The following is a 19,522-nucleotide window of genomic DNA, read 5'->3' as shown; positions in this document are numbered from 1 at the left end:
CCCTGTCTCTAACGATTCCTTAACCGATCAGCCGCTGCATTCTCAGCGCGAGCCGCAGGCGCATCGTCGTCTCCGGATCTTTTAAGCTTTTGCCGAGCAGTTCCTCGCATTTTTCTAAACGATAGATCACCGTATTTCGATGGACGTACAGGCGCTTAGCCGTTTCTGAAATCTGGCAGTGGGTCTCCAGATAAACAGACAGCGTATGAAGCAGGCTCTGGTCCTCCTTTTGCCGGTCGGCCAGGCTTTGGAGGGTGGCTTGGTAAAATTTCTTCACATCTTCCGCCGGAAGCAGGCGGAGCAGCTCCGGCACGTCTTTGGCATGATAGATTTGAATAAACTCCGCGCTTCTGGACAAATGCCCGGATGAAATGGCGTCTGAAGCTTCAGTAAAAGCGTCAGGGACGTCGATCAGCTTTTGGCATATGTTTGAGATGCCGAAGGAGACAGTCCGTTTAAACTGCGTCCGGACCTGCTTTTGAAACTGCTCCAAAAAGCTGATGACAGACGCGTGCATTTCATTCCAGCTGTCTGTCGCTTCAATTAAAAGAATACCGACATTTCCTTTAATAAAGAGATGAGGGGGAAATGGGAAGGATGACAGCTCCCCTTCAAGCAGATCAAATACATGATCGGAAACGAGCTGATTTTCGGTAAAGCTGATCGTTTTCTCATTTCGGTCGAGTTTTCCGCAAATGCACATGTATTTCTGATCCCAGCGGAGCCGGAATTCTTTGGCGCGGCTTTTGATTTCTTCATGGCCGGTAAACGAGCGGTCGATGAAATTGCTGAAAAATTCATTGCGCGCCCGTCTGCCGAATTGTTTGACGGCATTTTCTTTCAGCAGTTCAAAGGAAATGACGTTGGCCGCCTGTTCAATTGTCAAAATCATGCCTTTATCAGCGGTCTGCACGAGCTCCGGAATCACCAGATAACCGCAGTTTTTTTCAACATTCAGAATCGGCAGGACAGAATACGCCTTTCTGTCGGACAGCATGGAAAAGCAGGTGAAATAAGGCCCGGAAAGGGAATAACAGATGTGTTTCAATAAAGACGTGTCAATGGGTATGCGGTGGGACGATGATAAGAGTTTTGTATGCTGATCCAAAAGCAGCACGGGAAGCCGGAGAATGTCTGAGAGCTTCTTAAGCAGGGATTGCAGCCCCTTGCCGCTCATGATGTGGTTTGTGAATTTTTTATGGGCGTAAATGGCCTGCTGTAGCTCATTTGAACGCATATCAAGAATATGGCTCAGTGTGGCGTTGACGATATCTCCGAGCCTGATGTCTTCCGGCAGCTCAATAATCGGAAATTCATACCGGTCGGCAAGCTCCGCGGCATCTTTCGGAATGACATTAAGATAACGCTTCGTTTTGATCCCCAGTCCCGCGCAGCCCCGTTTTGCCATGAGGCAGATCAAATCTTTCAACAGCTGCGGGCGGTCCTTCAAGTGATAAGCCGTGGTGACGAGCAATTCGTTTTTATGTAAAAAATCAGCGATGTCCGGCGCATCCATCATGTTGACGTGCTGCACCCCCCTCCATCCGCCGGATTTGCCTGCGATTAATGTTGCCCGCTCATAAGCGGGAATCTTCATCACGTCATAAATATTCATCAGTCAGTCTCCTTTCAGGTTCTAAAGACAACCATTGGTTAATATGAATAAAAATCATCAAAAATTATAGCGGTTTTGCTGATGTATTACGATCATAGTAGCAGTAAACTGGCAATCATAGACGCATGTTGTGATAAAAACTGACAGAAAATCGTCATCCTTACAGGGAGGAAGATAAAATGGCCTATGACGTAATTGTAAAGGGTGCGAAAGCTGTACGAAAAGGCGGAACAGAGCGGGCTGATATCGCCGTCAAGGACGGGAAAATCGCCTTGATCGGACCCGGCATTGACGAAAACGCGGAACAAGTGGTGCAGGCGGACGGCATGTATGTGTTTCCGGGCGCGGTCGATTGTCACGTCCATTTCAATGAACCCGGCCGAGAAGAATGGGAAGGCATTGAAACCGGCTCAAACATGCTGGCTGCCGGCGGCTGTACGGCTTATTTTGATATGCCGCTTAACTGCATCCCTTCGACGGTAACTGCTGAAAACCTGCTGGCAAAGGCGGAAATCGCCGAACGGAAGTCAGCGGTTGATTTTGCGCTTTGGGGCGGTTTGATGCCCGGATATACCGAACATATCCGGCCGATGGCAGAAGCGGGGGCAATCGGGTTTAAAGCGTTTCTGTCTAAATCGGGAACGGATGAATTTCAATCAGCCGATGAACGGACTCTTTTAAAGGGAATGAAGGAAATCGCAGCGTGCGGCAAGATTTTGGCCCTGCACGCAGAAAGCGACGCCCTCACCCGATTCCTTGAAGCCGAGTACGCGCTCCAAGGGAAAATTGATTCCCGCGCTTACGCTTCCTCACGTCCGGAAGAAGCCGAATGCGAGGCTGTGCAGCGGGCGATTGAATATGCAAGAGCGACGGGATGCGCGCTTCATTTTGTACATATCAGCACGAAACGGGCCGTGCTCTCCATTCAGCAGGCGAAAAAAGACGGATTGGATGTCACCGTTGAAACGTGTCCGCACTACTTATTATTCAGCTTTGAAGACTTCCTCAAAAAAGGGGCGGCCGCCAAATGCGCTCCGCCGCTCCGCTCAGAGGCGGATAAAGAGGAATTGATCGGAGTTTTGGCTGAGGGCCTGATTGATATGGTGTCTTCGGATCATTCTCCCTGTCATCCGTCTTTGAAACGCGAGGATAATATGTTTCTGTCGTGGGGCGGGATCAGCGGAGGCCAATTTACGCTTCTCGGCATGATTCAATTAGCGATCGATCATGGGATTCCGTTTGAACATGTGGCCCGATGGACGGCCGAAGCACCTGCCAAGCGCTTCGGTTTAACGAATAAAGGACGGCTTGAAGAGGGATTTGACGCTGATTTTGCCATCGTCCGGCCGGAACCTTTTACCGTCACAAAAGAAACGATGTTTTCCAAACATAAGCAAAGCCTGTATGAAGGCCGCACCTTTCCATACCGAATTGCTGCGACCTACAGCAAGGGACGCTGTGTGTATCAGGATGGAGGCCGTAAGCAGAGCGGGGCTTTCGGAACATTCCTGAAGCCTTCTCAAATAAAAGAGCCGATTCTCTGATGAGAATCGGCTTTTTTTGTCGTTTGGAAAGCGGGTCTCGTGGTATCTTTTTATAAAAAGGAGTAAAACACATTGTATGATCAAATCTTGAACATATTAACGGCATCCTGGTCGCGCAAGACTAGTACAAAATGGACGGAAGATTGCCCGGCCAAAGGCCAGTGCGGCGTGACGGCTTTAGTCATCCAAGATGTTTACGGCGGTGACATTCTCAAAACAAAAACCGGCACAAGCTGGCATTTTTATAACCGAATAGACGGGGAGATATATGATTTCACGAGCGGTCAGTTTTCAGAGCCGATCGTCTATCAGCACATTCTTTCTTCCAGAGATGAGGCATTTTCGGACACCAATGAACATCAGTATCGGTTCCTGAAAAGTGCATTCAGAAAAAACATGGAAACAGAAAGAGAAAAACACCTGTGATAAACTAGAGTGAGAGGTGAAGGATTGTGATTTATATCGGACTGACGGGGTGGGGGGATCATGACAGCATCTATCCGCCTAAAACAGCGGGCCCGCAAAAACTGCAGGCGTATTCCTCCCATTTTCCCATCGTTGAGCTGGACGCGAGCTTTTACGCGATACAGCCCGCCCGCAATAATGAAAGATGGGTCAAAGAGACGCCGGAATCTTTTCAATTTGTCATTAAGGCATATCAAGGAATGACGGGCCATCAGCGCGGCGATATTCCCTATGAATCGAAGGAAGAAATGTTTGAGGCGTTTAAGCTGTCATTATCGCCGTATATAGAGCATGGAAAGCTTGCCATGGTGCTGTTCCAATTCCCGCCGTGGTTTGACTGCAAGAAAGAAAACGTCGCATATTTAAGATGGTGCAGGCAGCAGATGGGCGATATCCCGTGCGCGCTTGAATTCCGCAACCGGTCTTGGTTTTCCCCGCCATTTTATGAACAGACGCTTTCCTTTATGAAGGAGGAAGGCTGGATTCACAGCATATGTGACGAGCCGCAAATCGGCGAGGGCAGCATTCCGACCGTCCTGAAAGCAACGGATGAAGAAAAAACGCTTGTCCGTTTTCACGGGCGGAACAAACAGGGCTGGATCAAACCAGACGGCGGACAAAACTGGCGTGAGGTCAGATATTTATACCGCTATAACAAACAGGAGCTCAAAGATTGGAAAAACAATCTTCAGGTGCTGAAAAAACAGTCGCGCAATCTGTATGTGCTCTTCAATAATAACTCAGGCGGAGACGCTGCCGATAACGGGCTTGAGATGCTTGAAATGTTAAATATCTCATATACCGGGCTTGCTCCGAAGCAGCTCGACCTATTCAGCTAGAAAAGAGGTTTCAAGACACATGTCTTATCTTATTTTGATCATATTAGGATTTATCGCGGGAACGGTCGGCAGCCTGATCGGGCTTGGGGGAGGAATTATCATCGTGCCGGCAATGCTCTATTTAAGCACGATGACTCCGTTTTTCCATGACGTAACACCGCAGACTGCCATCGGCACGTCCCTTTTGGTGATTATTTTTACGGGCCTGTCATCAACTCTGGCCTATATGAAATATAAAACCGTTGACTACAAAAGCGGACTGATCTTTTTTATCGGTTCCGGCCCGGGAAGCATCATCGGCGCGTATTTGTCTAAACTTTTTAATGCGCATACGTTTTCCGTCTGGTTCGGACTTTTTATGATTTTGATTTCCATTACATTAATGCTGAAGGCGAAAGCAAAACCGGTCAATAAAGCGCATAAAGGCATGATCCGGACATATGAGGATGAATCGGGTGAGCTTTATACATATTCGTACCGTATTTTTACCGGTATCGTGATTGCCTTTTTCGTCGGTTTATTGGGCGGTCTTTTCGGCATTGGCGGCGGCTCTCTTATGGTTCCGGCCATGATGCTGTTATTTTTGTTCCCGCCGAAAGTGGCTGTGGCGACGTCAATGCTCATTATTTTCTTATCCTCCGTGACGGGTTCCGTGTCACATATCGCAGAGGGCCATGTCAATTGGCTGTATGCGCTGTGCCTCGTTCCGGGCGCGTGGTTCGGCGGCAAAATGGGCGCGTGGGTTAATAAGCGGGTGCAGACGAAAACGATCGTGCTTTTCATGCGGGTCGTCTTGATTTTGATCGGCTGTGAATTGATTTATCAAGGGATATTCAGCTAAAAGGTAGGAGAGATGGTATGTTAGAGAAGCTCCGTTTATATCATACGAATGATTTGCACAGCCATTTCGAAAATTGGCCGAAAATCGTACATTATATTGAGCAGAAGAGAAATGAACATGAAAAAGACGGGGAGGAAACACTCGTATTCGACATCGGCGATCATATGGACCGATTCCAAATGATAACGGAAGCGACCTTCGGCAAAGCGAATGTCGACTTGTTAAACCGGCTTGAGATCGATGCGGCTGCCGTCGGGAATAATGAAGGAATTACGCTGCCTCACGATGAGCTGGCGGATTTATATACCCATGCCGCGTTTCCCGTCATTGTGTCCAACCTGTTTGACGCGGATGGACAGCGGCCGGAATGGGCCGAGCCCTACGTGATCAAAACACTGAAAAACGGGATGACCGCCGGCATACTCGGCGTCACGGTGCCGTATTATCCCGTCTATCAAAAACTCGGCTGGACGGTGACGGATGCGGAAAAAAGCATTCAAGAATCACTTGACGATATCAAGGGCAAAGCGGACATCATCATTCTGCTTTCTCATTTAGGCCTGATCGATGACCGGGCCGCAGCGGAAAAATTTCCGGACATCGATGTCATTCTTGAATCACATACGCACCACCTTCTTGAGGACGGACAGGACATAAACGGCGTATTGCTTGCATGTGCGGAGAAATACGGGAACTATGTCGGCTGTGTCGAGCTGACGATAGAAAGTGAATCACGAACCATTGTCAGCAAACAGGCGTCTGTACAGAAAATGGCTGATTGGCAAGGGGAATCTGAAGATACGGCGGCTTTTCTGAAAGAGAAGGAACGGGAAGCGGAAAACCTGCTCTCCGAACAAGTCGCCAACCTGAATGAAGAAGCCGGTGTGAAGTGGTTTGAGGAATCGCCGCTCCCGCTTCTATTAGCCGAAGCGCTGAAAAGCTGGTGCGGCTGTGAAGTCAGCATGGTGAATTCAGGCGTTATTTTGGGGCCTTTACAGAAGGGGCCTGTCACAAAGCTTGATCTGCACCGTATCTGCCCTCATCCGATCAATCCGGTGGCCGTTCGTCTTTCAGGCAGAGAACTTCAGGAAACAATCAGCCAGGCTGCCTCGGAACAAATGGAGCAGCTGCGGATAAAAGGCCTCGGCTTCCGCGGGGAAGTGATGGGCAGGATGGTATATGCCGGAGCGGAGGCAGAGGCCGGCATCCTTGAAGACGGTGTGACGCATCTCCTCAATGTGAAAGTGAACGGAGAAGAGATTGATCCGGAGCGGATATACTCGGTTGCCGTTCTCGATATGTTTACACTCGGAAAGCTGTTCCCTTACATCCGCGATTCAAAAGAAAAGCAATACTTTATGCCGGAGTTTTTAAGGGATCTGCTCGCCTGGAAGCTCGCGCGGCAGCCGTAATGTCATGTAGCTGCCCGCCGTTCCATTTCACCCGAATGAGTGAAAGCGGGACTTTTTAAGAGTGAAAATAAAATACTATGTCCCCTCTTACAAGCATACATTGTGATATGTAAGGGGGGATTTTTCTTGCCTAGATACCGGAGCGCTCTTCGCAAGAGAGGGCCTTTGCCTTTTCGATATGTGCTTCTTCTGTCGTTTGCTTTTTTTATCATATCGACGGTCATCAGCCTTTGGATGATCAACTCCTCAATCAAACCGGTGCTGATGAACATAGGAGAAATGGAAACCAAACGGGTGGCGACAGAGGTCATTACGGAATCCATTGAAGAATACATGTCTCACAGCGACAATGTGAAAGATATGGTCGATATGAAAACGGATGAAAACGGAAAAGTCACAACGATGGATTTTAATACACAAATGGTCAACAGCATGAAGGCGAAAGTGACAAAGCAGCTTCAGGCTCATCTGAAGGAAGCGGAGTCGAACAATAAGCAGCATGAAACGGAAAAAGGCGCGAAAACGGCCGATGAAATTATGATCGATATTCCCTTAGGGCAGGTCACGGGAAACAGCATTCTCGGAAATCTGGGGCCGAAAATCCCCGTGCGCTTTAACCTGATCGGTGATGCGTTAACTGATGTGAAAACAAAAATAAAGCCGTATGGCATTAACAATGCCCTGATCGATATCAGTATTTTTGTGGAAATAAAAGTGAAGGTCATTATTCCGTTTGCCAGTAAGACATCAGTCGTGACAAATAATATTCCGGTCTCCATTAAAGCGATTCAAGGAGAGGTGCCGCAGTTTTATAACGGAAGCGGCGGGTCAGGTGTGACGCCTTCCGTCCAGCTGCCGAGTGAAAAACAGAAGAAAGATAAATAAAAACACACAGCCGCAATCTTTCCTGGCGGCTGTGTGTTTACTTTTTCCTGCGGATTTCTTTTCGTTCCCATGCCCTTAAATGGGGATACGGATCAAAAGACCATTCCGATCTGCCGTTATCTTTATACATCCCGTAGTGAAGATGCGGCGGAAATTTTCCCGCGGTGCCCGGCGGTCCGTACCCGGAACTGCCGACAGAGCCGATCACCTCTCCGGGTTTGACGATCTGGCCTTTATGCACACCTTTTGCAAAGCCGTTCAGGTGAGCGAAGTAGTGATACGTGTTATTGATATCCCTGATGCCGATTCTCCAGCCGCCGAAACGGTTCCAGCCCTTCATTTCAACAATACCGTAGCAGGTCGATCTGACGGGGAGCCCGTAATGAGCGAACAGATCCGTTCCTTCGTGAATCCGGCGCCCGCCGAAACCCCGTGCGGCGCCCCATGTGCTGCGGTAGCTGTAATCCGTCTTCACGGGAAGCGGAAAAGCGTGCTCTCCGAGATCAAGGCGGCCGAACGTTTTAAACAGTGTCATGAATTCGGTGATAATGCCGACCGTCTGATCACGGCGGTAATAATTCCAGAGACCGATGCGGATATGGTCAAGATCGGTTCCGAATCCCGCTAAATACTGAGCAAATGTATAAAGGATATCCTCATCATTGCTTACCTCGGCTTTTCCGTCGCCGTCGCCGTCCAGGCCGATCCCGTCAAATACTTTAATGCTGAGAGGCGCATCGTCCTTAGGATTTGGATTTTCAGGGCCGCTCCACAAATGATCCGGAATATAAATGCTGATGATTCCCGCTTTTTCCGGCAGATCCTTTCGGTTTGAGCGGACATTTTCTTCATATTGATCAACTGCCGCAAGCACATACCAAGGAATCTGCGTGACTGCTTCGGCTTTGCGGTACAACTGCATCCGTTCGCCGTAAACAGGAGCCGATTGTTCTTTTCCGCTTGCAGCCGGACAGAAAACTGATAAAAGGAGAAGAGCAGATAACAGAACTTTCACAACATGATCTCCTTTCAGGATTGAATACAAATAGTTTGCGGCAACAATCCGAGAAAATGTAAGTAATTCTCTTCCCTTGTCGAGAAATTTTTCCTATGTTAAAGTGACTATTGAATAGAAATCCGCAAGTTTTATATCCATCGTGAAATAGAAATTTTTCGCACACGAACATGAATAAAGGGATAATGGAGATGATGGGGAAATGGCAAAGAAAGACGAGCATCTGAGAAAGCCGGAATGGCTCAAAATAAAGCTGAACACGAATGAAAACTATACGGGTCTGAAAAAATTAATGCGTGAAAATAATCTGCATACCGTATGTGAAGAAGCAAAATGCCCGAACATCCATGAATGCTGGGCTGTCAGACGTACGGCGACGTTCATGATTCTCGGTTCCGTCTGTACGAGAGCATGCCGCTTCTGCGCTGTAAAAACGGGTCTGCCGACCGAGCTGGATCTGCAGGAACCGGAACGCGTAGCTGATTCCGTCGCGCTGATGAATTTAAAACACGCCGTCATCACGGCCGTAGCGCGTGATGATCAGAAAGACGGCGGAGCAGGCGTCTTTGCGGAAACGGTCCGGGCGATCCGCAGAAAAAGCCCGTTCACGACAATTGAAGTGCTGCCATCCGATATGGGCGGAAATTACGACAACCTGAAAACATTAATGGATACCCGTCCTGATATTCTGAACCACAACATTGAAACCGTCCGCCGCCTGACACCGAGAGTCCGGGCCCGCGCAACATATGACCGTTCTTTGGAATTCTTGCGCCGTGCGAAAGAAATGCAGCCTGACATCCCGACGAAATCAAGCATTATGATCGGTCTCGGCGAAACGAAGGAAGAAATTATTGAAGTGATGGACGACCTGCTTGCGAACAATGTCGACATCATGGCGATCGGCCAATACCTGCAGCCGTCGAAAAAACATTTAAAAGTCCAAAAATATTATCATCCGGACGAATTTGCCGAACTGAAAGAAATCGCGATGCAAAAAGGCTTCAGCCACTGTGAAGCAGGCCCGCTTGTCCGTTCTTCCTACCATGCGGATGAACAAGTGAACGAAGCGTCTAAAAAACGCCAGGCCCAAGCATAAGATAAGCCGAAAAAACCCAAAACGCCGCAGGTTTTGGGTTTTTTGTGATGGAGCCGTTTTTGCAGGGAAAAAGTCATTCTTGAATAAGGATCGTCTGAACCGCTACACTGGATATAAAGAGGAAAAATTCTCCGTCCGTCCGAACCGTCTCATTTTGCAATTGATGGACAGAAGTCAATGAATTATGATAGTAAAGAGTGATAAAAGAGGTGAAGACATGATTCTTATTCAAAATGCCGAGTTTGAACTCGTACACGATTTTAAAAACGGCTTTAATGAAGAAGCGTTCAAAGCCCGCTATTCAGACATATTAAATAAATATGATTACATTGTGGGAGACTGGGGATACAGTCAGCTGCGGCTCAAAGGCTTCTTTGATGACCAGAATCAAAAAGCAACCTTTGAAACGAAAATCAGCACATTGGACGAATACATTTACGAATACTGCAATTTCGGCTGCGCGTATTTTGTTTTAAAACGAATCAGAAAATAATTGATGCAGAAGGGGATGCTGTCACGTGTATTTTGTTGACAGAAATAATATCGAACAAACACTCCGTTTTTTTGAGACCCAGCTGGCGCTGTTTGACAGCACGCCTGCATGGGAGAGCGAGATCGAAAAAAGGGCGCTTGAGCGGATCAGCCATCTTATGATCGAATGCATTCTCGATGTCGGAAATGATATGATTGACGGCTTTATCATGCGCGATCCGGGGAGTTATGACGACATCATGGATATTCTGACGGATGAAAAGGTGGTAGCTGAGGATGAAGGAAATAAGCTGAAGCAGCTGATCTCTTCCAGAAAGCAGCTTGTCCAGGAATATCAGCACGCCGATCATCAGGAGCTGTTTACGCTGATCACGTCAAACAGAGATGTGCTGAAAGCCTTTCCGGCCCGTGTAAGAACCTACCTGGAAACAGAATTAGGGCCTGTTTCCGCATTTAAATAACAACGAGTGAGAAAATCCACAGGAGTGTTGAGTATGAAGGATTATAAAGGATATTTGATAGATTTGGACGGCACAATGTACAACGGGACGGAAAAAATCGAAGAAGCGTGTGAATTCGTGAGAACGCTTAAAGCGCGCGGCATTCCGTATTTATTCGTGACGAACAATTCTTCCCGGACGCCGAAGCAGGTGGCGGACAAGCTGATGAGCTTTGACATTCCGGCATCTGAAGAGCAGGTCTTCACGACGAGCATGGCGACTGCGCAGCATATCGCCCAGGAGAAAGAAGACGCGTCGGTGTATGTGATCGGCGAAGAAGGCATCCGTCAGGCCATTGAAGAAAACGGGCTGAGCTTCGGAGAAGAAAACGCGGACTTTGTCGTTGTGGGAATCGACCGCGGCATTACATATGAAAAGTTGGCAACGGGATGCCTTGCGATCAGAAACGGCGCCCGGTTCATTTCAACAAACGGCGACGTTGCCATTCCGACTGAAAGAGGGCTTTTACCAGGGAACGGTTCGCTCACATCCGTTTTGACGGTGTCAACGGGCGTTGAGCCTGTCTTTATCGGCAAGCCTGAATCCATTATTATGGAACAGGCGATGCGTGTGCTCGGAACGGATATTTCCGAAACACTCATGGTCGGCGATAACTATGCAACGGATATTATGGCCGGCATCAATGCGGGCATGGATACGCTGCTGGTTCATACCGGAGTGACAAAGCGTGAGCATATGGCAGATTACGACCAAAAGCCGACATATGCGATTGACTCTTTAACCGAATGGATTGAACATCTATAAAAAAAGGGACGGCCATGACGGCCGTCCTTATTCTGTATTTCTGGCGCTGTGAGCAAGCCGGCTTGAAGCTGCTGCTGCGATTGCGCCGACGATATCATCAAGAAACGTATGGCATTCGCCCGTAGATTTATCATTTAACCGCCCGAGAATGCCGGGTTTTTCTTTGTCAATGTAGCCGTAATTCGTAAAGCCGATTGAGCCGTATATATTCACGATAGAGAAGGCGAGCACCTCGTCAACCCCATACAGGCTTTCATCAATGGCCAGAATAGTCTGAAGCGGTTCAGACAGCTTTTTTTGTTCGGCGAGCACATCTAATTCTATTCCCGTTAAAATGGCGTTTTGCACCTCGCGTTTTGCGATGACACGGTCCACATTGAGCCTGCATACCTCCATCGTCAAATCAGGATGATATTTTTTTTGAAGGAAATACACCAGCTCGGCAATATCGTCCGTCTCAACCCCCCGTTCTTTTAAACGCGCCCTGGCGACAGCTTCCACCTGATTCAGTTGTTCCTTTTCTGACATTTGCTTCACCCAATCTTTTTTTACTAGTTTATACAACACTCTTCCGATGTGTACGATGTTTCTCCACTTGATTCAAAGGATTACAATATGTATTCATAATTCCGCCGGCGTATGACTACGATGTGAATAGCTCTAATTTTTCAGGCAGGTGATTATGATGAAAAGCATCATTAAAGAAAAATACGGCATCCACGTCAGACAGCTCTCCGTTTATCAGAAATACCAATGCTTCCAGACGCCTAATTCCTTCTTTCTTATAATTCCCGTTTCCGGGTTTTCGCAATCAGAGCTGACGGAGCTTTACTACATGAGTCAGTATTTACAAGAACAAAGTGACCCATACGTTTCAGTGTTTATCTTTACGAAGGAAGGAGAACTGACCTTTGAGGACGAAGGCAAAACGTATGCGCTCTTAAAAGCGCCGATTCCCGTCTCAAACCGGTCGTTTTCTGTCGGAGGGGAGCTTGCCGAATTTCACAGAAAAGGGCGGGGTTTTCCGTACGAAGTGAAAGAAGCGGGCAGGATCGGCCAATGGAAGGACTTATGGGGAAAACGGGTGGATCAGCTGGAATCATTCTGGATGCAGAAAATTCATATGTCTCCGCTTGAACCGTTCGAAAAGAAAATGATCGAAGCATTTCCTTATTATTCAGGCTTAGCGGAAAACGCCATTCAATATTTAGTGGATACGGAGCTGGATGACAATCCCGGCGCAGAAGACTCGGGGACAATCTGCCATCAGCGGATGGAACGGGATACCTGGTCGGAGGAATCATTGATCCGCATTCCGGGCGATTGGGTATTCGACCATGCTGCCCGTGATATTGCGGAATATATGCGCAACACATATTTGTATCATCGTGACGACCTGCTCAAAGATGGGTTTTTGTTTCTGCAGGAATATGAGCAAGTTACGCCGTTATCCTCCTTTTCCAAACGCCTGTTTTACAGCCGCCTGCTGTTTCCGCTCCATTTCTTCGAGACGGTGGAGAGCTATTACATTTCTCATGATTCTGAAAAACAGTATTACGAAGAGCAGCTTGACTACATTCTTGCCGACTGCACCCGCTATGAACAGTTTTTACAGACATGTCACAACATGATGAATGTCAGGTCGGCGCAGGTTTTTGTCCCGCCTGTGGCGTGGCTCGGAAAAGGAATCAGTTCGTAAGAAAATATGACGTAAAAATATTTAGAAAATAGGGAATCTTGTCATATCAGTGTGTTAAGCGTTTTCATATCCGTAGAAACAATATTCAGCCGCTTGTCAAAACAAATGCGGGCTTATATAATATTTGTAACTTAAATGTCTGTGAAGGGTTAACAATTGTCCTTTTCTAGTGGACAAAAGGAAGAAAGGTGGAGTTTCTCTTTGGAAGCGATTCGTATTGGACTGTTAGGACTGGGAACCGTGGGAAGCGGAGTCGTCAAAATTATACAAGATCATCAGGATAAGCTTATGCACCAGGTCGGCTGTCCGGTGACGATCAAAAAAGTGCTAGTTAAAGATATTGATAAAAAACGAGACGCAGACCTGCCGAAAGAAGTGCTGACGACAGAAGTCTATGATGTGATCGATGACCCTGAAGTCGACGTGATTATTGAAGTCATCGGCGGTGTCGAACAGACGAAGCAATATCTTCTTGATGCCTTGAAAGCGAAAAAACATGTTGTGACCGCAAATAAAGATCTGATCGCCGTATACGGGTCAGAGCTTTTAGCCGCCGCAAAGGAAAATGGCTGTGACTTGTATTATGAAGCGAGTGTCGCCGGCGGAATCCCGATTTTACGCACGCTCGAAGAAGGCCTTTCCTCTGACCGGATCACAAAAATGATGGGAATCGTCAACGGAACGACGAACTTTATCTTAACGAAAATGATTAAAGAAAAAAGCCCGTATGAAGAAGTGCTGAAGGAAGCGCAGGATCTCGGATTCGCGGAAGCGGACCCGACCGCCGATGTAGAAGGCCTCGATGCCGCACGCAAGATGGCGATTTTAGCCCGTCTCGGCTTCTCTATGAATGTCGATCTGGACGATGTCAAAGTAAAAGGAATTTCCCGGATAACGGATGAAGACATCAGCTTCAGCAAACGGCTCGGCTATACGATGAAGCTGATCGGCATCGCCCAGCGTGATGACAATAAAATCGAAGTCAGCGTTCAGCCGACACTGCTGCCGGATCATCATCCGCTCTCTGCGGTGCATAACGAGTTTAATGCCGTTTACGTGTACGGAGAAGCCGTCGGCGAAACGATGTTTTACGGCCCCGGAGCCGGAAGCATGCCGACTGCGACATCGGTCGTTTCCGATCTGGTCGCGGTCATGAAAAACATGCGTCTCGGCGTAAACGGAAACAGCTTTGTCGCCCCGCAGTTTGAAAGAAATCTGAAGCAGCCGTCTGATATCTATGCCCAGCAGTTTTTAAGAATTCACGTCAAAGACCAGGTCGGCTCTTTTTCAAAAATCACATCGGCCTTCTCAGAGCGCGGCGTCAGCTTTGAAAAAATTCTGCAGCTGCCGATCAAAGGCCATGACGACCTCGCGGAAATCGTCATCGTCACGCATCATACATCGGAAGAAGATTTCAGTGACATTCTGCAAAACTTAAATGACCTCGAAGTCGTACAAGAAGTAAAAAGCACATATCGCGTAGAAGGGAACGGTTGGAGCTAATGTGGAAAGGACTCATCCATCAATATAAAGAATTTCTGCCGGTGACGGATCAGACGCCGGCCCTGACATTGCATGAAGGCAACACGCCGCTGATTCACCTGCCGAAACTTTCCGAAAAGCTCGGAATTGAACTGCATGTGAAAACAGAGGGCGTTAATCCGACGGGATCCTTTAAAGACCGCGGCATGGTCATGGCGGTCGCCAAAGCGAAAGAAGAAGGCAATGATACCATCATGTGCGCCTCTACAGGGAACACATCCGCGGCAGCTGCGGCATACGCGGCGAGAGCCGGCATGAAATGCATCGTCATCATCCCGGACGGAAAAATCGCCTTCGGAAAACTTGCGCAGGCCGTCATGTACGGTGCGGAAATCATCGCGATTGACGGAAACTTTGACGACGCGCTGGCCATCGTCCGGTCGATTTGCGAAAAATCACCGATTGCATTAGTGAATTCAGTAAACCCTTACCGGATTGAAGGGCAAAAAACAGCGGCCTTTGAAGTATGCGAACAGCTCGGCGAAGCGCCGGACATTCTGGCGATCCCGGTAGGAAACGCCGGGAATATCACGGCCTACTGGAAAGGGTTCAAAGAATATCATGAGAAAAACGGCACCGGACTTCCGAAAATGCGCGGTTTTGAGGCGGAAGGTTCTGCGGCTATCGTCCGCGGCGAAGTCATTAAAAATCCAGAGACCGTTGCGACGGCAATCCGAATCGGGAATCCTGCCAGCTGGGACAAAGCGGTGCTCGCTGCGGAAGAATCAGCCGGGAAAATTGATGAAGTCACAGATGAAGAAATTCTTCACGCTTATCAGCTGATTGCCCGTGAAGAAGGCGTGTTTGCCGAACCGGGCTCCTGTGCATCCATCGCCGGCGTTTTGAAACAGGTAAAATCCGGTGAAATTCCAAAAGGCAGCAAGGTTGTCGCAGTTTTGACCGGAAACGGCCTGAAAGATCCGAACACGGCTGTAGACGTATCTGACATAAAACCGATTACACTGCCGACAGATGAGGACAGTATTCTGGAATACTTAAATGGAGCGGCGCGTGTATGAATGAGGCGGAGATGCTGTTTTCCATTACGGTTCCGGGAAGCACCGCCAACTTAGGGCCTGGGTTTGATTCCGTCGGGATGGCGCTCAGCAGATATTTGAAGCTTTCGGTTTTCCGAAACGATGAATGGCAGTTCTCGGCGGAAACCGAAACTGTCGCGGGCATCCCTCAAGGAACGGACAACCTCATCTACCAAGTCGCCAAACGGACGGCTGACCGCTATCAGAAAGAGCTGCCGCCCGCCCATGTCAAAGTGTGGAGTGACATCCCCCTTGCGCGGGGTCTCGGAAGCAGCGCGGCCGCTATCGTCGCCGCCATTGAGCTTGCGGATGAGTTATGCGGCCTGCAGCTGTCGGAAAGCGACAAGCTGCACTTAGCCAGTCTTGAAGAGGGGCACCCTGATAATGCCGCTGCTTCCCTTGCAGGAGGGCTTGTGATCGGCCTTCACGAAAAAGATGAAACACATATCGTGCGTGTTGCCGAAGCGGATATCGACGTTGTGGCAGTGATTCCGTTTTACGAAGTTCTGACCAGGGACGCAAGAGACGTGCTCCCGAAAGAGCTGCCGTACCGACGCGCCGTTAAAGCAAGCGCCGTCAGCAACCTTCTCGTTGCTGCGATCATGTCAAATGACTGGGCGCTCGCCGGGAAAATGATGAGAAAAGACATCCTCCATCAGCCGTACCGCGCCATGCTTGTTCCTGAGCTTTCAAAGGTGGAACATGCGGCCGAAATGAAAGGCGCCTACGGGACGGCGCTGAGCGGAGCGGGACCGACGATTCTTGTCCTGATTGAAAAAGGAAAGGGAGAAGAGCTGAGAAAACAGCTTTCTGAGCATTTCCCCCACTGTGAGATTGCGGCGCTTACCGTCCCGTCAGAAGGAAGCGTAATTGAACGGAATCCTTTAGAGCAGGTGAAAAGTGTATAATGATAAAAAAGCGTTCTTCCCATCAGAGAAGGACGCTTTCTTTTTCTGGAGAAGGATTTTTATTTAGGGAAGCGAAATAAAAAAGAAAAGGAGGAGATACGATTGAAAAAACTCATAACCGAGGAGGACATTGCGTCACTCGTATCCGTGACAGACCCGCAATATGCCCCTGACGGCAGAAGAGCCGCTTACGTCCGGACAACAGTCAATCATAAGCGTGATTCCTATTCCTCAGCCATTATGGTATATGACACAGAATCCGGCATCTCAAACCCGTGGACTTTCGGGGACAACAGAAATACAAGTCCGCGGTGGTCACCTGACGGACGGCGCCTCGCCTTTGTTTCTGACAGGGAGAACGGCATCCCTCAGCTGTACATCATCGACGCTGCCGGCGGAGAGGCGGAACAGGCGGCCGATATTCCTTGGGGCGTATCAGATCCGATATGGGCGCCCGACGGCAGATCCGTGCTTGTGTCCGTCAGTCTGACATCAGCGGAGCGCGCCGATGAGAAAGAAAAAAAGAAGCATGACGAGTATGAGCCGGTTGATATTCAGTCATTAACATATAAACGTGACGGGAAAGGCCTGCTGAACGGAAGCTGGTCCCAGCTTGTGCTGATTCATCTTGAAACGGGGGAGATTCAGCAGCTGACGGATCATGAAGCGGATCATTATGGCGCGGCCTTTTCACCGGATGGCAGGCAGCTTGCGTTTACCGCCAATTTATGCGAGCCGGGTGACGCCGGAAAGCCGAGCGATGTCTATCTGATGAATCTGGCGGATGGAAGCCTGAAGCAGATTACGCCGCACCGCGGTTCTTTCGGTTCCTGCGTGTTTTCACCGGACGGTTCTTATATCGCGATGCTTGGCCATGAAAATGAATTTCGCAATGCGACTTTAGAGAAAGCGTGGCTGTACGACGTGAAAACTGAGCGGCTGTCCTGCCTGACCGACATGCTGGATGTTCATTTGAGCGATGCGCTGATTGCGGATTCAATCATAGGAGGAGTGACGCCCCGGCCGGTATGGACAAACGACGGGCAGGGATTTTACGTTCTCGGGAGCGAGCAGGGAAGCACCGGTATTTATTATATCTCGATTGACGGCCTCGTATATCCGATCCGATTAGAAGAAGAGTACGTGAATGGTTTTGCTTTTCATCCTGATCAGAAAAGCTGTATCGCTGTCATTGCCAAACCCGTACAGCCTTCCGAGCTTTACAGCATTTCACTTGAAGATGGGGAAGAGAAGCAATTGACATTTGACAATAATCGGTTTATTGAGGAGCGCATCATATCCGTGCCGGAAAAGCTGCAATATGGAACAAAGGACGGGCTGACGGTAAACGGCTGGTTTTTAAAGCCCGCCGTTTTTGAAGAGGATCAAACCTATCCGCTCATTCTATACATACACGGCGGGCCTCACATGATGTACGGCCATACGTATTTTCACGAATTCCAAGTGCTGGCCGCACAAGGATATGCTGTCGTGTATGTCAACCCGAGAGGAAGCCATGGCTACGGGCAGGATTTTGTCAATCGTGTCAGGGGTGATTACGGAGGCGGAGATTACCGTGATGTCATGCAGGCGGTGGATGAAGCCGTTCAGGCGTATCCGTTTATTGACAGCGGCCGTCTCGGTGTGACGGGCGGAAGCTACGGAGGGTTTATGACGAATTGGATTGTCGGGCAGACCGGCCGTTTTAAAGCAGCCGTCACGCAGCGCTCCATTTCAAATTGGTTCAGCTTCCACGGTGTCAGCGATATCGGTTTCTTTTTTACCGACTGGCAGCTCGGACATGATTTGTTTGAGGAAGCGGATAAGCTTTGGGATCGTTCTCCTGTAAAATATGCGTCCCGCGTTTCGACGCCGCTTTTGATCCTGCATGGTGAGCGAGATGACCGCTGTCCGATAGAGCAGGCGGAGCAGCTCTTTACCGCATTGAAGAAACTGAACAAAACGACGTCGTTCATCCGATTTCCGAAAGCTACGCATGAGCTGTCGAGAAGCGGCCATCCGGAACAGCGGATGAAACGCATCCGTTATATTTGTTCATGGTTTGATGGCTATTTGTAAAAAATAAAAAACCAGGCTGTCATGCAGCCTGGTTTTATGATTAAAATACTTGTTCTACTTCAACGACACCCGGTACTTCTTCAAGAAGGGCGCGTTCGATTCCGGCTTTCAGCGTAATCGTTGAACTTGGGCAGCTGCCGCATGCGCCAAGGAGGCGAAGCTTTACAATGCCTTCGTCTACATCAACAAGCTCACAGTCACCGCCGTCACGAAGCAGAAACGGGCGTAATTTATCCAATACTTCCTGTACTTGCTCTTTCATTTCAACCTCAGTCATGAGATTCGCTCCTTTCATATACATAAAACCATTATATTCACAGTAACGGTAAAAATCTAATGTTTGGTTTGCAAAGCTGCTTTCCCCATTATAGCATATTTAAACTTGAACATAAAAACCGTTTTTTATACAAAAGCTGCCTCGTCCTTTGTATACTGGTGTAAAGGGGATGATATACATGACAAAGCCGGTTACGCTCAGTGTTTACGGCGCTGAAACGCTTTGCGCAAGCTGCGTGAATATGCCGAGCGCCAAAGATACGTTTGAATGGCTGGAGGCGGCGCTGCAACGGAAATATCCGGAGCAGCCTTTTCACATGCGGTATATTGATATTGACGCACCGCCTCAGCAAAAGGAGACAGAAGAGCTTGCGGAGCGCATCAGAAACGATGAATTTTTCTATCCGCTCGTGCTGGTGGAGGATGTCATTGTGGGGGAAGGGAATCCGCATTTAAAAGATATATATGAAGAAATGGAAAAGCGCGGCTATGTTGCAGGCTCTTAAAAA

The 19,522-nt window shown here is 48.6% G+C and carries 20 protein-coding genes; 16 read left to right on the top strand and 4 right to left on the bottom strand.

What is annotated here, in order from left to right; all coding sequences use genetic code 11:
* Nucleotides 1-19: 19 nt before the first annotated feature.
* Nucleotides 20-1,615, bottom strand: coding sequence for a PucR family transcriptional regulator (locus NYE42_RS16150; RefSeq protein WP_352426586.1), 1,596 nt, complete (start codon nucleotides 1,613-1,615; stop codon nucleotides 20-22).
* 179 nt (nucleotides 1,616-1,794) lie between these two features.
* On the opposite strand from NYE42_RS16150, the gene NYE42_RS16145 reads away from it, so the two are divergent.
* The 6 genes from NYE42_RS16145 to yunB all read left to right on the top strand — a co-directional run bounded on the left by NYE42_RS16145 (nucleotide 1,795) and on the right by yunB (nucleotide 7,601).
* Nucleotides 1,795-3,159, top strand: coding sequence for an allantoinase (locus NYE42_RS16145; RefSeq protein ID WP_352426585.1), 1,365 nt, complete (start codon nucleotides 1,795-1,797; stop codon nucleotides 3,157-3,159).
* Between the two features lie 72 nt (nucleotides 3,160-3,231).
* A complete protein-coding gene (locus NYE42_RS16140) occupies nucleotides 3,232-3,585 on the top strand; it encodes a hypothetical protein (RefSeq protein ID WP_007408736.1) in 354 nt (117 codons plus the stop codon).
* A gap of 26 nt (nucleotides 3,586-3,611) precedes the next feature.
* On the top strand, nucleotides 3,612-4,463 hold the full coding sequence (locus NYE42_RS16135; RefSeq protein WP_015240515.1) for a DUF72 domain-containing protein: 852 nt from the start codon (nucleotides 3,612-3,614) through the stop codon (nucleotides 4,461-4,463).
* A 19-nt stretch (nucleotides 4,464-4,482) separates the two neighbouring features.
* Nucleotides 4,483-5,304, top strand: a complete 822-nt coding sequence (locus NYE42_RS16130) for a sulfite exporter TauE/SafE family protein (protein WP_007613562.1) — start codon at nucleotides 4,483-4,485, stop codon at nucleotides 5,302-5,304.
* A 17-nt stretch (nucleotides 5,305-5,321) separates the two neighbouring features.
* Nucleotides 5,322-6,716: a bifunctional UDP-sugar hydrolase/5'-nucleotidase gene (locus tag NYE42_RS16125; protein WP_020956294.1), complete on the top strand. Its 1,395-nt coding sequence runs from the start codon at nucleotides 5,322-5,324 to the stop codon at nucleotides 6,714-6,716.
* A gap of 126 nt (nucleotides 6,717-6,842) precedes the next feature.
* Nucleotides 6,843-7,601 (top strand): sporulation protein YunB, encoded by a 759-nt coding sequence (gene yunB, locus NYE42_RS16120; RefSeq protein ID WP_020954305.1) that lies wholly within the window; start codon nucleotides 6,843-6,845, stop codon nucleotides 7,599-7,601.
* Nucleotides 7,602-7,638: 37 nt separating this feature from the next.
* Here the strand turns inward: yunB and lytH are convergent, their stop codons facing one another.
* Nucleotides 7,639-8,616, bottom strand: a complete 978-nt coding sequence (gene lytH / locus NYE42_RS16115; protein WP_032876720.1) for an L-Ala--D-Glu endopeptidase — start codon at nucleotides 8,614-8,616, stop codon at nucleotides 7,639-7,641.
* Nucleotides 8,617-8,818: 202 nt separating this feature from the next.
* Here lytH and lipA point away from each other — a divergent pair, with 202 nt between their 5' ends.
* The 4 genes from lipA (at nucleotide 8,819) to NYE42_RS16095 (ending at nucleotide 11,472) form a co-directional block, all read left to right on the top strand.
* Nucleotides 8,819-9,715, top strand: a complete 897-nt coding sequence (gene lipA / locus NYE42_RS16110) for a lipoyl synthase (protein ID WP_003151923.1) — start codon at nucleotides 8,819-8,821, stop codon at nucleotides 9,713-9,715.
* A gap of 217 nt (nucleotides 9,716-9,932) precedes the next feature.
* Entirely contained in the window at nucleotides 9,933-10,208 is a 276-nt protein-coding gene (locus tag NYE42_RS16105) for a YutD family protein (protein ID WP_003151928.1), read from the top strand.
* A 25-nt stretch (nucleotides 10,209-10,233) separates the two neighbouring features.
* A complete protein-coding gene (locus NYE42_RS16100; protein ID WP_020956293.1) occupies nucleotides 10,234-10,668 on the top strand; it encodes a DUF86 domain-containing protein in 435 nt (144 codons plus the stop codon).
* A gap of 33 nt (nucleotides 10,669-10,701) precedes the next feature.
* A complete protein-coding gene (locus NYE42_RS16095; protein WP_040238919.1) occupies nucleotides 10,702-11,472 on the top strand; it encodes a TIGR01457 family HAD-type hydrolase in 771 nt (256 codons plus the stop codon).
* Between the two features lie 27 nt (nucleotides 11,473-11,499).
* Here the strand turns inward: NYE42_RS16095 and NYE42_RS16090 are convergent, their stop codons facing one another.
* Complete coding sequence (locus NYE42_RS16090; RefSeq protein ID WP_003151934.1) at nucleotides 11,500-12,000, bottom strand: phosphatidylglycerophosphatase A; 501 nt, start codon at nucleotides 11,998-12,000, stop codon at nucleotides 11,500-11,502.
* Nucleotides 12,001-12,154: 154 nt separating this feature from the next.
* Here NYE42_RS16090 and yutH point away from each other — a divergent pair, with 154 nt between their 5' ends.
* From yutH to NYE42_RS16065, 5 genes are all read left to right on the top strand, one after another.
* Entirely contained in the window at nucleotides 12,155-13,171 is a 1,017-nt protein-coding gene (gene yutH / locus NYE42_RS16085; RefSeq protein WP_342497066.1) for a spore coat putative kinase YutH, read from the top strand.
* A gap of 201 nt (nucleotides 13,172-13,372) precedes the next feature.
* The gene (locus tag NYE42_RS16080) at nucleotides 13,373-14,674 is read left to right on the top strand and encodes a homoserine dehydrogenase (protein WP_003151938.1); all 1,302 of its coding nucleotides are present in this window, start codon (nucleotides 13,373-13,375) and stop codon (nucleotides 14,672-14,674) included.
* Nucleotides 14,674-15,732 carry a threonine synthase gene (thrC, locus tag NYE42_RS16075; protein ID WP_032867132.1) on the top strand — a complete coding sequence of 353 codons (1,059 nt, stop codon included), beginning with the start codon at nucleotides 14,674-14,676 and terminating at the stop codon, nucleotides 15,730-15,732. Before NYE42_RS16080 ends, thrC begins: the two co-directional genes overlap by 1 nt.
* Nucleotides 15,729-16,658, top strand: a complete 930-nt coding sequence (thrB, locus tag NYE42_RS16070) for a homoserine kinase (RefSeq protein ID WP_040238923.1) — start codon at nucleotides 15,729-15,731, stop codon at nucleotides 16,656-16,658. The genes thrC and thrB overlap by 4 nt, the downstream gene beginning before the upstream one ends.
* A 102-nt stretch (nucleotides 16,659-16,760) precedes the next feature.
* On the top strand, nucleotides 16,761-18,737 hold the full coding sequence (locus NYE42_RS16065; protein WP_327941870.1) for a S9 family peptidase: 1,977 nt from the start codon (nucleotides 16,761-16,763) through the stop codon (nucleotides 18,735-18,737).
* Nucleotides 18,738-18,777: 40 nt separating this feature from the next.
* On the opposite strand, the gene NYE42_RS16060 is transcribed toward NYE42_RS16065, so the two are convergent.
* A complete protein-coding gene (locus tag NYE42_RS16060) occupies nucleotides 18,778-19,113 on the bottom strand; it encodes a NifU family protein (RefSeq protein ID WP_169510385.1) in 336 nt (111 codons plus the stop codon).
* 79 nt (nucleotides 19,114-19,192) lie between these two features.
* Here NYE42_RS16060 and NYE42_RS16055 point away from each other — a divergent pair, with 79 nt between their 5' ends.
* On the top strand, nucleotides 19,193-19,519 hold the full coding sequence (locus NYE42_RS16055; protein ID WP_015240509.1) for a YuzD family protein: 327 nt from the start codon (nucleotides 19,193-19,195) through the stop codon (nucleotides 19,517-19,519).
* The last annotated feature ends 3 nt before the right edge of the window (nucleotides 19,520-19,522 follow it).

This window comes from Bacillus sp. FSL K6-2865 (assembly GCF_040311405.1).
Taxonomy (GTDB): Bacteria; Bacillota; Bacilli; order Bacillales; family Bacillaceae; genus Bacillus; species Bacillus velezensis.
This window is presented reverse-complemented; position numbering and strand designations above follow the sequence as displayed.